Source organism: Hymenobacter rubripertinctus (assembly GCF_003583925.1).
Lineage (GTDB): Bacteria > Bacteroidota > Bacteroidia > Cytophagales > Hymenobacteraceae > Hymenobacter > Hymenobacter rubripertinctus.
Map to the genome: position 1 here is coordinate 123,046 of NZ_QYCN01000010.1, position 12,291 is coordinate 135,336.

At 64.6% G+C, this 12,291-nt stretch carries 14 protein-coding genes; 10 read left to right on the top strand and 4 right to left on the bottom strand.

Annotation, left to right across the window (positions count from 1 at the left end; genetic code table 11):
* Nucleotides 1-70: 70 nt before the first annotated feature.
* Complete coding sequence (locus tag D0T11_RS08585) at nt 71-499, top strand: hypothetical protein (protein ID WP_119655370.1); 429 nt, start codon at nt 71-73, stop codon at nt 497-499.
* Between the two features lie 34 nt (nt 500-533).
* Here the strand turns inward: D0T11_RS08585 and xerD are convergent, their stop codons facing one another.
* Nucleotides 534-1,436 carry a site-specific tyrosine recombinase XerD gene (gene xerD / locus D0T11_RS08590; protein WP_119655371.1) on the bottom strand — a complete coding sequence of 301 codons (903 nt, stop codon included), beginning with the start codon at nt 1,434-1,436 and terminating at the stop codon, nt 534-536.
* 218 nt (nt 1,437-1,654) lie between these two features.
* On the opposite strand from xerD, the gene aroQ reads away from it, so the two are divergent.
* The 3 genes from aroQ to D0T11_RS08605 all read left to right on the top strand — a co-directional run bounded on the left by aroQ (nt 1,655) and on the right by D0T11_RS08605 (nt 4,293).
* The gene (gene aroQ, locus D0T11_RS08595; RefSeq protein WP_119655372.1) at nt 1,655-2,101 is read left to right on the top strand and encodes a type II 3-dehydroquinate dehydratase; all 447 of its coding nucleotides are present in this window, start codon (nt 1,655-1,657) and stop codon (nt 2,099-2,101) included.
* A 386-nt stretch (nt 2,102-2,487) separates the two neighbouring features.
* Complete coding sequence (locus D0T11_RS08600) at nt 2,488-3,555, top strand: aminotransferase class V-fold PLP-dependent enzyme (RefSeq protein WP_119655373.1); 1,068 nt, start codon at nt 2,488-2,490, stop codon at nt 3,553-3,555.
* Between the two features lie 177 nt (nt 3,556-3,732).
* Nucleotides 3,733-4,293: a MarC family protein gene (locus tag D0T11_RS08605; protein ID WP_119655374.1), complete on the top strand. Its 561-nt coding sequence runs from the start codon at nt 3,733-3,735 to the stop codon at nt 4,291-4,293.
* 92 nt (nt 4,294-4,385) lie between these two features.
* Here D0T11_RS08605 and D0T11_RS08610 read toward each other — a convergent pair whose 3' ends face one another.
* Nucleotides 4,386-5,573, bottom strand: a complete 1,188-nt coding sequence (locus tag D0T11_RS08610) for a cation:proton antiporter (protein WP_119655375.1) — start codon at nt 5,571-5,573, stop codon at nt 4,386-4,388.
* 157 nt (nt 5,574-5,730) lie between these two features.
* On the opposite strand from D0T11_RS08610, the gene D0T11_RS08615 reads away from it, so the two are divergent.
* Nucleotides 5,731-6,981: a BaiN/RdsA family NAD(P)/FAD-dependent oxidoreductase gene (locus tag D0T11_RS08615; RefSeq protein WP_119655376.1), complete on the top strand. Its 1,251-nt coding sequence runs from the start codon at nt 5,731-5,733 to the stop codon at nt 6,979-6,981.
* Nucleotides 6,982-6,985: 4 nt separating this feature from the next.
* Here the strand turns inward: D0T11_RS08615 and D0T11_RS08620 are convergent, their stop codons facing one another.
* On the bottom strand, nt 6,986-7,240 hold the full coding sequence (locus D0T11_RS08620) for a hypothetical protein (protein WP_147374576.1): 255 nt from the start codon (nt 7,238-7,240) through the stop codon (nt 6,986-6,988).
* A 187-nt stretch (nt 7,241-7,427) separates the two neighbouring features.
* Here D0T11_RS08620 and D0T11_RS08625 point away from each other — a divergent pair, with 187 nt between their 5' ends.
* Complete coding sequence (locus D0T11_RS08625; protein WP_119655378.1) at nt 7,428-8,876, top strand: diadenylate cyclase; 1,449 nt, start codon at nt 7,428-7,430, stop codon at nt 8,874-8,876.
* An 82-nt stretch (nt 8,877-8,958) separates the two neighbouring features.
* Here the strand turns inward: D0T11_RS08625 and D0T11_RS08630 are convergent, their stop codons facing one another.
* Entirely contained in the window at nt 8,959-9,948 is a 990-nt protein-coding gene (locus D0T11_RS08630; RefSeq protein WP_119655379.1) for an aldo/keto reductase, read from the bottom strand.
* Between the two features lie 145 nt (nt 9,949-10,093).
* Between D0T11_RS08630 and D0T11_RS08635 the strand changes: the two genes are divergently transcribed.
* From D0T11_RS08635 to D0T11_RS08650, 4 genes are all read left to right on the top strand, one after another.
* Nucleotides 10,094-10,579, top strand: coding sequence for a DUF4112 domain-containing protein (locus D0T11_RS08635; protein WP_119655380.1), 486 nt, complete (start codon nt 10,094-10,096; stop codon nt 10,577-10,579).
* Between the two features lie 163 nt (nt 10,580-10,742).
* On the top strand, nt 10,743-11,159 hold the full coding sequence (locus tag D0T11_RS08640; protein WP_119655381.1) for a hypothetical protein: 417 nt from the start codon (nt 10,743-10,745) through the stop codon (nt 11,157-11,159).
* Nucleotides 11,156-11,851: an SCO family protein gene (locus D0T11_RS08645; RefSeq protein WP_245990688.1), complete on the top strand. Its 696-nt coding sequence runs from the start codon at nt 11,156-11,158 to the stop codon at nt 11,849-11,851. The genes D0T11_RS08640 and D0T11_RS08645 overlap by 4 nt, the downstream gene beginning before the upstream one ends.
* Nucleotides 11,851-12,276 carry a c-type cytochrome gene (locus tag D0T11_RS08650; protein ID WP_119655382.1) on the top strand — a complete coding sequence of 142 codons (426 nt, stop codon included), beginning with the start codon at nt 11,851-11,853 and terminating at the stop codon, nt 12,274-12,276. Before D0T11_RS08645 ends, D0T11_RS08650 begins: the two co-directional genes overlap by 1 nt.
* Nucleotides 12,277-12,291: the final 15 nt, after the last annotated feature.

Below are 12,291 nucleotides of genomic sequence, written 5' to 3' on the forward strand. Positions count from 1 at the left end.
CGCCCCGGCCCCATCACCGGCCCGTTGCTTTCGCCCGGCGGCATTTCAGTTTTATAGTTAGGTACCTGCTATGATCGAGCGTCTTCTTTCCAATTCCCGCAGCCCCGACTACTGCCGGCTGCGCTACGAACCCCAAAAACAGTGGCTGCGCGTTACCTGGGCCGGGTACGTGGGCTCTGAGTACGCCCGCGAAGGGGCGCTGGCCAGCCTGCAAATGCTGCGGGAGCTGCCCTGCCCCTACCTGCTCAACGACAACAGCCAGCTGGAAGGCCCCTGGTTCGACTCGCTTTTCTGGCTGGCCCAGGAATGGGGGCCGGCCGCCGCCGCCGCCGGCCTGCAATACGTGGCCCACGTGGTGCGCGTGGGCACGTTTGCCAACACGTTCCTGCTCACGCCCACCCACCAGCTTTTCAACAAGTTTGAAATTCAGATTTTCGACAGCGCCCAGGAAGCCACCGAGTGGCTGCTCAGCTGCCAGACCGCCGGGCCGCCGGAGTAAGGCGGACCGGCCGGAGCCCGGCTCCGGTGCCGGCTTAGCTGCGGGGATGGAAGTCGGTGATAATCTGGCGCAGGTAGTCGCGGTCGAGGTGGGTGTAGATTTCGGTGGTCGTGATGCTCTCGTGGCCCAGCATTTCCTGCACGGCCCGCAAATCGGCCCCGCCCTCGATGAGGTGGGTGGCAAAACTGTGGCGGAAGGTATGGGGGCTGATGCTCTTGCGGATGCCGGCCGTGGCGGCGGCCGCTTTGATGATGTGGAAAATCATGACCCGCGACAGGCCGGTGCCCCGCTTGTTGAGGAACACGGTGTCCTCGTGGCCGGGCTTGATGTCGAGGTGGGCCCGGATGCCTTGCAGGTAGAAACCCAGGTGCTTGAGCGCGTCGCGGCCGATGGGCACCAGCCGCTCCTTGTTGCCCTTGCCCGTTACGCGCACAAAGCCCTGGTCGGCGTAGAGGTTGGACAGGCGCAGGCCCGTGAGCTCGCTCACCCGCAGGCCGGAGCTATAGAGCACCTCCAGAATGGCCCGGTTGCGGGTGCCCTCGGGCGTGCTCAGATCGAGGGCGGCCAGCACCTGCTCAATTTCAGGGTAGCTGAGCGTGTCGGGCAGCTTGCGGCCGGTTTTGGGCGCTTCCAGCGTGTCGGTGGGGTCCAGCGTGAGCAGGTCTTCCATAATCAGAAAGTGGTAGAAGGCCTTGATGCCCGAAAGCGTGCGCGCCTGCGACGTAGCCTCCAGCCCCAGCCCGCCCAGCCAGGCCAGAAAGTCGCGCAGCAGGCGGGTGGTTACCTGCTGGGGCGAGGCGGACAGCTTTTCCAGCTCCAGGTACTGGCGCAGCTTGTGCACGTCGCGCACGTAGGCCTGCACCGAGTTGGCGGAGAGCGACTTTTCGAGCTGGAGGTAGCCCTCGAACTGCTTGATGGCAACGGACCAGGTAGACATGGAGAAACTGGGGGGGGGTGAGGGGCGGTGGGGGACTGGGGCAAAGATACGGTCATCCTGAGCGGAGCGAAGGACCTGGTAACGCGGGCACAGGTCGTTGTACTCAGCTTCCCTACTCACGGGGCAACAACTGCACGCGGGATTCTTCGCTTCGCGCTGAATGACGTTCCTTTGTTTATCCGTCCTCAGTACCCCAACCCTCCCCCAGACACCCAACTATGCAAGTTCTCCTTCTCAACGGCCCCAACCTCAACCTGCTGGGCCGGCGCGAGCCGGGCATTTACGGCACCCGCTCCTTCGAGGAATACCTGCCCGAACTGCGCGAAGCCTTTCCGCAGTTCGAGCTGGAGTACTTCCAGAGCAACCACGAGGGCGAGCTGATTGACAAGCTCCACGAAGTGGGCTTCACCTACCACGGCATCGTGCTCAACGCCGGCGGCTACACCCACACCAGCGTGGCCCTGGCCGATGCCGTGGCAGCCATCGGCGCGCCCGTGGTGGAGGTGCACCTGAGCAACCTGCACGCCCGCGAGGAGTTCCGCCAGCGCAGCCTGCTGGGCCGCAACTGCGTGGGCAGCATCAGCGGCTTCCAACTCGACAGCTACAAACTGGCCCTGCACTATTTCGACGGCCAGCGCCCCAAGCGCATGGGGTTTCGGGTGTGATAAGTGATAAGGGATAAGGGATAAGTGAGCCAAGGAACGTCATTCCGAGTGCAGCCGAGGAATCTCGCGTGCTCAGGCTGCCAAAGTGATTCTGAAGCTGTTTAGAAAGTCCGCTTTGTTGGTTAGCTATCATCCTGCGCTTGCGAAGCGCCTTATTACGCGGGCCTATGTCAACTTCTTTCCGAGTTGTGCGGACGTGATAAGGTGCTTCGCAAGCGCAGGATGACAGCCTTTCTGACTTCCTAAACAGCTTCTCTAGCATCAGCATTACCAATTCGGCCTCAGCACGCGAGATTCCTCGGCTGCGCTCGGAATGACGTTCCTTTTTACCCCCCCCCTGCTTCCGCCTTTCCTACCTTTGCAGCTCAACCTGACTTTCCTTCGCTATGTATACGTTCAATCCCGGCCCTTCCCAGGTCTATCCGCAGGTGCGGCGCTATTTGCAGGACGCCTTTGATGAGGGCTGGCTCTCGGCCCCGCACCGCGGCGAGCGGTTCGTGCAGCTCATGCGCCAGACCGTGCAGGAGCTCAAAAATAAGCTCAACGTACCCCAGGACTACACCGTGTTCTTCCTGAGCTCGGCCACCGAATGCTGGGAAGTGCTGACCCAGAGCCTGACGCCCACCAAGAGCTTCCACCTCTACAACGGCGCTTTCGGGGAGAAGTGGTACGAGTACGCCAAGGCCCTGCGCCCCGAAACCAAGGGCCTCAAATTCGGTATCGATGAGGTGCCCGACGCCCGCAACCTGCCCGGCCTCGACGAGCACACGAACCTGGTCTGCCTGACGCAGAACGAAACCAGCAACGCCACCCAGCTGCGCGACGGGGCCATTCTGAACATCTACAACCGCCTGCCCGGCAACGCCCTGCTGGCCGTGGATGCCACTTCCTCAATGGCCGGCATCCAGCTCAAGTTCATCAAGGCCGATATCTGGTACGCCTCGGTGCAGAAGTGCTTCGGGCTGCCGGCGGGCCTCTCCGTGATGCTGCTCTCGCCGAGGGCCGTGGAGCGCCTGCGCAAAGTGAACGAGCGCAGCCACTACAACTCGCTCACGGCCCAGTACGAGAAGATGCTCAACTTCCAGACCACCCACACGCCCAACGTGCTGGGCATCTACCTGCTCAGCCGCACCCTGCACGATAACCCGATCATCAAAACCACCCATCAGCACGTGCTGGAGCGCGCCAATAAGCTCTACGACTACTTCGACCAGGCCACCCGGCTGCGCCCGCTCGTCACGAACCCCGAAACGCGCTCCTCCACCGTTATCGGGCTCCAGGGCGCGCCCGCCCTCATCGAGGAGGTGAAGCGCCAGGCCCTGGCCCAGGGTATGCAGCTGGGCAGCGGCTACGGCTCCTGGAAGCCCACCAGCCTGCGCATCGCCAACTTCCCCGCCATCCCCGACGCCGCCTTCGAGCAGCTCGTCCAGTTCTTCGCCAAGGAATTCGCCTGAATCACAGATGGTGCTGATGGTGCTGATAACACAGATTCGTGCTGGTAGCGGATCTGTTCAATTGGCCCCACTGCCCACCACCAGCACGAATCCACCAGCACGAATCCGCGCCATCAGAACCAATCCGCTACCAGAACAAATCTGCGACATCTGCACCATCTGCACCATCTGTGATTCATGTTTAGCTTCAAGGAAATAGCCTCCGTCACGCTCACACTGTTTGCCATCATCGATATTCTGGGCTCGGTGCCCATTATCATCCAGATCCGGCAGCGCGAAGGCGGCGTGAATGCCGAAAAAGCCACCATCGTGGCGGGCCTGCTCATGATTGCCTTCCTGTTTCTGGGCCAGAGCATTCTGTCCCTGTTCGGGGTCGATTTCCAGTCGTTTGCCCTGGCGGGGGCCATCATCATTTTCCTGATCGGGATGGAAATGATTCTGGGCATCGAGCTGTTCCGCCACGACCCCACCACCGGCACCGGCTCCATCGTGCCGCTGGCCTTCCCGCTCATTGTGGGGGCCGGCACCATGACCACCCTGCTCTCGTTGCGGGCCGCCTACCAGCTGCCCAACGTGCTGGCCGGCATCCTGGTAAACCTGGTTTTTGTGTACCTGGTCATCAAAAGCTCGGCCTGGATTGAGCGCAAGCTGGGCAAAGTCGGCGAAGACATCCTGCGCCGCGTGTTCGGCGTTATCCTGCTGGCCATCGCCATCAAGCTGTTCAAAACGAATTTTTGAGGAAGGTAAGGAAGGAAGGAGCCAAGAATAAAAGCAACTGTCATCCTTCGCTCCGCTCAGGATGACAGTTGCTTTTAGGCGCTTCCAGATCCTCAGTACTCTCCTATTTCCGGCTCCTCGCGGCTCATGAGCAGGCCCACCATCATGAGTACGCCGGTGAGCAGGATAACCAGGAACAGGATGTTTTCGCTGACCTCGCCAATCAGGTGCTGCTGGGGGATGCTGTAGAAAAGCAGCACCGTAATCAGGCCTTTGGGGGCGATGAACAGCTCAGGAATGAGGTCGGTTTTGGCGATGAAGCGCAGGTAGAAGTAGCGGATGGCCGTGAGGGCCACCACGATAATGACGCCCTGCAACAGCAGCTGCGGACTCATCAGCTTGCTAACCGTGATGCTGAAGCCGAAGAGCAGGAAGAAAAACGTGCGGATCAGGAAGGCCGACTCGGCCGTGATGCTGCGGAGCTGGTGCAGCTCTTCAGTGAGGCGGGCCGGATTGAACCACCGCTGCAACGGCCCCAGCATGAACTGCTCGGCGTTGTTAACGGCCAGTCCGAAGACGAGCACCAGGACCAGGGAGGAGAGGTGCAGGTTTTTGGCCACGCTGTAGAGCAGAATCAGGAAGGCCAGAATCAGGAAGAACTTAACATGCAGGCGGATCCGGTCGAGCAGGAAGATGAGGGCCGCCGTGCTCACAATGGCCACCAGCGCCACCGATATAATATCGAGCCCGAACGTAGCCAGCGACATACCCTCGCCGAAGTTGGATTGCAGCGCAAAATTGAAGAGCATGATGCCCAGGATGTCGGAAAAGGTGCTCTCGTAGATGATGAATTCCTGCTTTTCGCCCGTCAGGCCGGCCACGCTGGGAATGGCAATGGCCGAGCTGATAACGGCCAGCGGAATGGCATTGACAAGGCAGCTCTGAAAATTGACGTGCAGCCAGAAGTGCAGAATCAGGGCAATGGCCAGCGACTGCACCACCAGCATGAGCACGGCCGCCAGGAAGGAGCGCCGGATGAGGGGGAATTTCTCGCGGGTTATCTTCAGATCCAGCGCGCCCTCCAACACAATCATGATCAGGCCGATAATGCCGAATATCTCCAGAATTACTTTGGGCGTGACGAAGGTAAATTCAAAGTAGTCGGCGGCCTGGCGCAGGGCAATGCCCGAGAGCAGCAGCATGAGCACCGAGGGCACTTTGGTGGCGCGGGCAATCAGGTCGAAGAGGTAGGACAGAATCACGGCCAGACTCAGGCCGATGAGAATAGAATACGAACCCATAGAGTGCAGTTAACCCAGTTTTTTGGTTTCGGCTATACGCACGAAACGCGTCGGCCGCCGAAATGAAGGGCCGCGAAGATACGGTTTCGGGGGTGGGCGGGGCCAACTTCAGGGGTGGGCCGGGCCGGCACCTGCCGCCGGGCCCTACCTTTGCCCCATGCAACAATCAACGTCTCTGGTGGTGGCCGTGGTAGGCGGGGGGCCGGCCGGGCTGCTGGCGGCCCAGCATCTGGCCGAAGCGGGTTGCCAGGTCCACCTCTACGAGGCCCAGGCGACGGTGGGCCGCAAGTTTCTGGTGGCCGGGCACGGGGGCTTCAACCTGAGCAATGCCGAAGACGCGCCCCCGTTCGCCGCCCGCTACGCCGCCCGCCAGCCCGAATTCGCCCGCTACCTGGCCCACTTCTCCGCCCCTGACCTGCGGGCCTGGGCCGCCGCGTTGGGCATCGGCACCTTTGTGGGCACCAGCGGCCGCATTTTCCCGGAGCCCGAGCACAAGCCGGCCCACTTGCTGCGGGCCTGGCTGGAGCGCCTGCACGCCCTGGGCGTTACGCTGCACCCCCGCCACCGCTGGCTGGGCTTCGCGCCCGCAGGCGGCCTGCGCTTCCGCCAGGAAGCAACCGGCCAGGAGCTGACCGTGTGCCCCCAGGCCACGCTGCTGGCCCTGGGCGGGGCTAGCTGGGCCAAAACCGGCTCCGATGGCAGCTGGCGGCCCGAGCTGGAGCGGGCCGGGGTGCCGGTGGTGCCGTTTGCGCCCGCCAACTGCGGGGCCGAAGTGGCGTGGTCGGCATTTTTCCGGCAGAAGGTGGGCCGCCAGCCGCTCAAAAACGTGGCCCTGAGCTGCGGCGGCCACACGGTGCGGGGCGAAATTATGCTCACCGACTACGGCCTGGAAGGAACGCCCGTGTACGCCCTCACGCCCCAGCTGCGGGCCGCGCTGGCCGGCGGCGGCCCCGCTCACCTCCATCTCCATCTCAAGCCCGACCTGAGCCCGGCCCAACTGCTCGACAAGCTGGGCCGCCGCCGCCCGGGTAAGTCGGGGGCCTCCTTTCTGGCCGAAGCCCTGCGCCTGCCGCCGCCGGTGCCCACGCTGCTGCGGGAGCTGGGGCCGCCCGCGTTTCCGGTGGCCGCGCCCGAAGCCGCCCGGCTGCTCAGCTACCTGCCCATCCCCGTCACGGGCCTGCGCCCCCTTGAGGAGGCCATCAGCACGGCCGGCGGCGTGGCCTGGACGGCCGTGGATGAGCACCTGATGCTGCTGGCCCGCCCCGGCACCTTCGTGGCCGGCGAAATGCTCGACTGGGAAGCGCCCACCGGGGGCTACCTGCTCCAGGGCTGCTTCAGCACCGGGGCCTGGGCCGCCCGGGGCATCCTGCGGATGCGCGGAATATCGATGCGCGGAATGTCGCAATGACAGGTTACTCCTTCACTGCCCGTTCGGCTTCTTCGGCGGCGGCCAGCACGGCTTTGGCCTCGTTGAGCAGGCGCTGGCCGTGGTCGAGCTGCTGGCGCAGGATGAGGGCGAACAGCACGAAATAGGACAGGATGGGCAGGAAGAAGCCCAGCGCGAACCAGAGCCAGAAGGAGCGCCCGTAACTGTAGGCGCAATACCCGGTGATGAACGGCAGCAGCGAAACGGCAAACAGGCCGGCGGCTAGTAAGTCTACGAACATAGCGCGGGGGATCAAGCGGGCGAAGGAGGAGCGCGGCCGGCGGGCAGCCGGGGCGGCGTACGGGCACAACCGGCTTTGGGCGGGAAGGTTACTCAATATGGTCATTATGTAGGGAGCGAACCATCTTTGAGGAAGGTTTTTGCGTATTTGCCCCTTTCCGCCCTTCACGTTTGCCCCGTCGCTCCCTATGTGGGAAAACCAAAGCCTATTCCGCGTTTCCGTCCAGCTCTTCGCCGATGGTGTTTTCAACCTGCTCGACCGCTCCCTGAAGCCGGAAGTGTTTTTGCTGGGCGTGGCCTCGGCCCGCGAAACCGACGAACCCGAGGCCGTAGTGGTTGAGCCCCAGTCGCACCGCTACGGGCCGCCGGATTTTGCCGCCGTGAAGGACCACGCCGCCGCCCTCGAACCCGATGGCCCCCGCGAAGTGGTCTACCACCTGCACCCGCTCGACCACGACCGCTACGAAAAGCAGCGCTGGTATGAGTTGCTGCGCCGGGCCACCGAGCACACGCTCAACGACTTGGTGGCCACCCGCCACGAAGACCGGGTGAGCTTCTGCTCGCTGCCCGTTACGGCCGGCGGCTACCAGGTCATTATTGTCTTGCAGCTCAGCGCCGAAGCGTACCAGTGCTACTACGCCCTGGCAGGCCCATCGGTCCTGAACCGGCCGGCTTCCCTGCTGGCGGCCACGGTGCAGGAGTTTTTGCAGGATTCGGCCCGGGCCCTGCGTGAGTCGGACCACGACGACGACGACCGGCCCGTGCTGGACCGCGACTACAACGAGGTGCTGCGCGCCGCCGGCCGCCGCTTTATGCTGCGCGCCGGCACCCACGGCCTCTACGACGCCTGCAACGGCGTGGCCGCCCTGCGCCACGAGGGCGACGAGGGCGTGGGCACGATGCTGGTCTGCCGCCGCAACCACCCGGCCGTGGTGCCCGTGCTCACCCTCGAATCGCCGATTCCGCTGCGCGACTACCGCCGCATCCGCAAGCTGCTGGAGCTGAGCGAAGACCGCAACTCGCTGATTACGGACGCCACTGACGTATTTGGCCTGGGCTATCTGGTAGAGCCGACCGACTCGCAGTACGAGCCCCTGTTCACGGTGCACTTCACCAAGCACTATAGCTGGGAGCTGAGCCACGACTCGGAGCTGATGATGAAAGTGGTGTCCAACACGCCCCGCCTGCCCCAGGGCACCATCGACGAAGACAACTTCACGCGGGCCGTGCACCGGGTATTTCCGGCCGTGGACGGGGCCGGGGTGGCCTACCTCTGGGAGCTGACGCTCAAGGCCACCAAACAGACTCACGGCACCATTCTGCTCATTTCCGAGGGGGCGGCCCAGGAGGCCGCCCGCCTCACCCGCCAGTGCTTCCGGGTGGCCCCCCGCCTGATGACGCCCTCCGTGCTGCGCCTGGTCACCAACATCGACGGGGCCGTGCTCATCGACCCGGCCGGCACCTGCTTTGCCATCGGCGTCATCCTCGACGGGCTGGCCACCGAGAAAGGCGACTCCAGCCGCGGCTCCCGCTACAACTCGGCCCTGCGCTACGTGGAAAGCAACCGCTACCCCGTCCTGGCCATCGTCGTGAGTGAGGATGGTTGGATTGACCTGCTCCCGCCGGTCCGGCGCTAGGTGGGATGTAAAAGGAACGTCATGCTGAGCGCAGCGGAGCGGAGTCGAAGCATGACGTTCCTTTTTGCGTAGCCCCTACATCCTACCCATTCACGCTCTTCATCATGGCCTCCGGGTAGCGGGAGCCGGCGGCGGCGTGCGGGGGGACTATTTCGTTGAGGCGGGCCAGGTCCTGGGCCGAGAGGGTGAGGTGGGTGGCGGCGGCGTTTTCTTCGAGGTAGGCCACGCGCTTGGTGCCGGGAATAGGCACCACGTCGTCGCCCTGGGCCAGTACCCAGGCCAGGGCCAGCTGGCCGGGGGTGCAGTCCTTCTCGGTGGCCAGGTGCTTCATGCGGGCCACCAGGTCGAGGTTCTTCTGGAAGTTCTCGCCCTGGAAGCGCGGGGTGTGGCGGCGGTAGTCGTCGGCGGCCAAATCCTCGAACTTTTTGATCTGGCCCGTCAGGAAGCCCCGGCCCAGGGGCGAGTAGGGCACGAAGCCAATGCCCAGCTCGCGGCAGGTGGGCAGAATATCGTCTTCGGGTTCCCGGCTCCAGAGCGAGTATTCGGTTTGCAAAGCGGCAATGGGGTGTACCTGGCAGGCCCGGCGCAGCGTGTCGGGGGCGGCTTCCGAGAGGCCCAGAAAGCGCACTTTGCCCTCTTCCACCAGCCGGCTCATGGCCCCCACGGTTTCCTCGATGGGCGTGCCGGGGTCGACGCGGTGCTGGTAGTAGAGGTCGATGTGGTCGGTGCCCAGGCGCTGGAGGCTGGCCTCGCAGGCGGCGCGCACGTACTCGGGGCGGCCGTTGATGCCGCGCTTTTCCGGGTTGGCCGGGTCGCGCTGAATGCCAAACTTGGTGGCAATAAGGGCCTCCTGGCGGCGGTCTTTCAGGACCCGGCCCAGCAGCTGCTCGTTGAGGTAGGGGCCGTACATATCGGCCGTATCCAGGAAGGTGACGCCCAGCTCCAGGGCCCGGTGCAGGGTGCGGATGCTCTCCTGGTCGTCGCGCTGGCCGTAGAAATCAGACATGCCCATGCAGCCGAGGCCGAGGGCGGAAACCGTGAGGCCGGAGCGGCCCAGTTGGCGGGTTTTCATGGGGGGAGTAGTGAGTAGTGAGTAGTGAGTAGTGAGTAGTGAGTAGTGAGTAGGAAAACGGCCCCGGGGCGCGGAAGTTTAGCCCGGCCCCCAACCCGGACGTGCGGACTGCGTTTCTGTGCCCGAACCCCTACGCCCTCTCCCGATGCCCGTTTCTGCTTTCGACCAAGACGACCGCCTGCGCTGGGTGGAGCGTATTTCCCGCCTGCTCGACAGCCAGTTCCGGGTGCCCGGCACCACCTGGCGCTTCGGCCTCGACCCCATCATGGGCCTGATTCCGGTGGTGGGCGGCCTGCCCTCGCTGGCTATTTCGGGTATGCTCATCCTCACCATGCTCCGCCACGGGGCCAGCGGCAGCCTGGTGGTGCGCATGGTGGTCAACGTGGTGCTCGATACGCTCATCGGGGCCATTCCGGTAATCGGCAACATCTTCGACTTCGCCTATAAAGCCAACGACCGCAACGTGAAGCTACTGCGCGCCCACTACGCCGAGGGCAAGCACCAGGGCTCCGGCAAAGGCCTGATTGCGGTGCTGGTGCTGGTGCTGCTGGCCCTGGCCGGCCTCATCGTCTGGGCCGCCTGGACGCTGGGCGCCGCCCTCTGGCACTGGGGCGCGTCGGCGCAGTGGTAGGGCGGGAATGCACTGTCATGCTGACGCAGGAAGGAGGCTGCCGCGTGAGGCTGGCGCCTTCTGTAGCAGTCGTGCCAGCGTAACAGGATCCTTGCTTCGTCAGCATGACAGGTCCCTTACCTGCCTATTCCCCGTTTCCTGCCTTACCTTTGCGGGCGTGAAGATGCTCCGATTTATCCCGCTGCTGGCCTTGCTGGCCGCCTGCGAGTCTGCCCCCGACCGGGAGCAGCAGCAGGTGGCTGCGGCCGAAAAAACCGTGCTGGCCAGCCACGATTCGCTCATGGCCCGGATGGACCGGCTCTACGAGCTGCGCCAGCAGCTGGCCCGGGTACCGGCCACCGACAGCGTAGCCGCCGGCCGCCATCGGCGGGCCTTGCTGGGCGCGGAGAGCGGCATGATGTTCTGGATGCACCACTACCGCCGCCCCGCCGACACGGTGGCCGCCCCGCGCCGCCGGGCTTACTACGCGGCCCAGCAGCAACGCATCGATTCGGTGCGCCGTTTGTTTCAACGCAGCCAGGACTCGGCCCGCCAGCTGCTGGGGGCCACGCCGGCCGCACCCTCTACCCCTGCCCCATGATCATCCGTTTGTTTCTGCGCCGCGCCGGCCTGCTGGCCGCCGGCACCGTTACCGGCCTGAGCCTGCTGCTCGCCGGCTGCTCGCCCTCTTCCGCTGATCATCAGCAACCCGACCGCCTGCCCGTGCTGGGCTTCAAGGCGGCCGCCCCCACCAGCCCCGGCGACACGCTGCCCGACCCTATCCCGGCCTTCCGCCTCACCGACCAGATGGGCCAGCCGGTTACCAACCAGACGTTTGCCGGCAAGGTCTACGTCACCGACTTCTTCTTCGCCACCTGCCCCAGCATCTGCCCCAAAATGCAGAGCGAGCTGCTGCGGGTGTACCGGGCTTTTGAGGACAACCCCAACGTGCTGTTCCTGAGCCACACCATCGACCCGGCCCACGACTCCATTCCGGTGCTGCGCGACTATGCCGAGCGGCTGGGCATTCAGGATGCCGCCCGCTGGCACTTCGCCACTGCCCCCCACGACACCATTTTCGCCCTCGCCCGGGCCTACATGACCGGGGCCGAGGTCGACCGCACCGTGCAGGGCGGCTTCGCCCACAGCGGCACGTTTGCCCTCGTGGATTCCCATCGCCGCGTGCGGGGCGTGTACGATGGTATGGTGAAGGAGGAAGTGGACCGCCTGATTGAGGAGCTGCCCCTGCTGCTGCGGGAAGAAGCCGCCGCCCAACCCACCGCCGCCCGCTGATGCGCCCGGCCGGCTACTTCCGGTGGGCCGCCGCCGGGGCCTTCGCCCTCACGCTGGGCCTGAGCAGCTGCTTCACGGAGCGGCAGAATGAGGGTGCCCAGCTCTACGCCGCCCACTGCGCCAGCTGCCACGGCGACCAGGGCCAGGGCCTGGAGCGCCTGATTCCGGGCGTGGCCGCCGCCGACTACGTGGCCCAGCACCGGGATGAGCTGCCCTGCATCGTGCGCAAGGGCCTGAACGGGCCGCTGGTCGTCAACGGCGTCGAGTACAACCAGGTGATGCCCGGCCACGAGGACCTGACCGACTCCCAGATCACCAACCTGCTCAACTTCCTGCAAACCAACTGGGGCAACCAGAATCAGCCCTACACCATCCGCGAAGCCTCCGACCTGCTCGGCCGCTGCAACGGCTCGGACGGGCAGTGAAACGCCGCTGAGCAG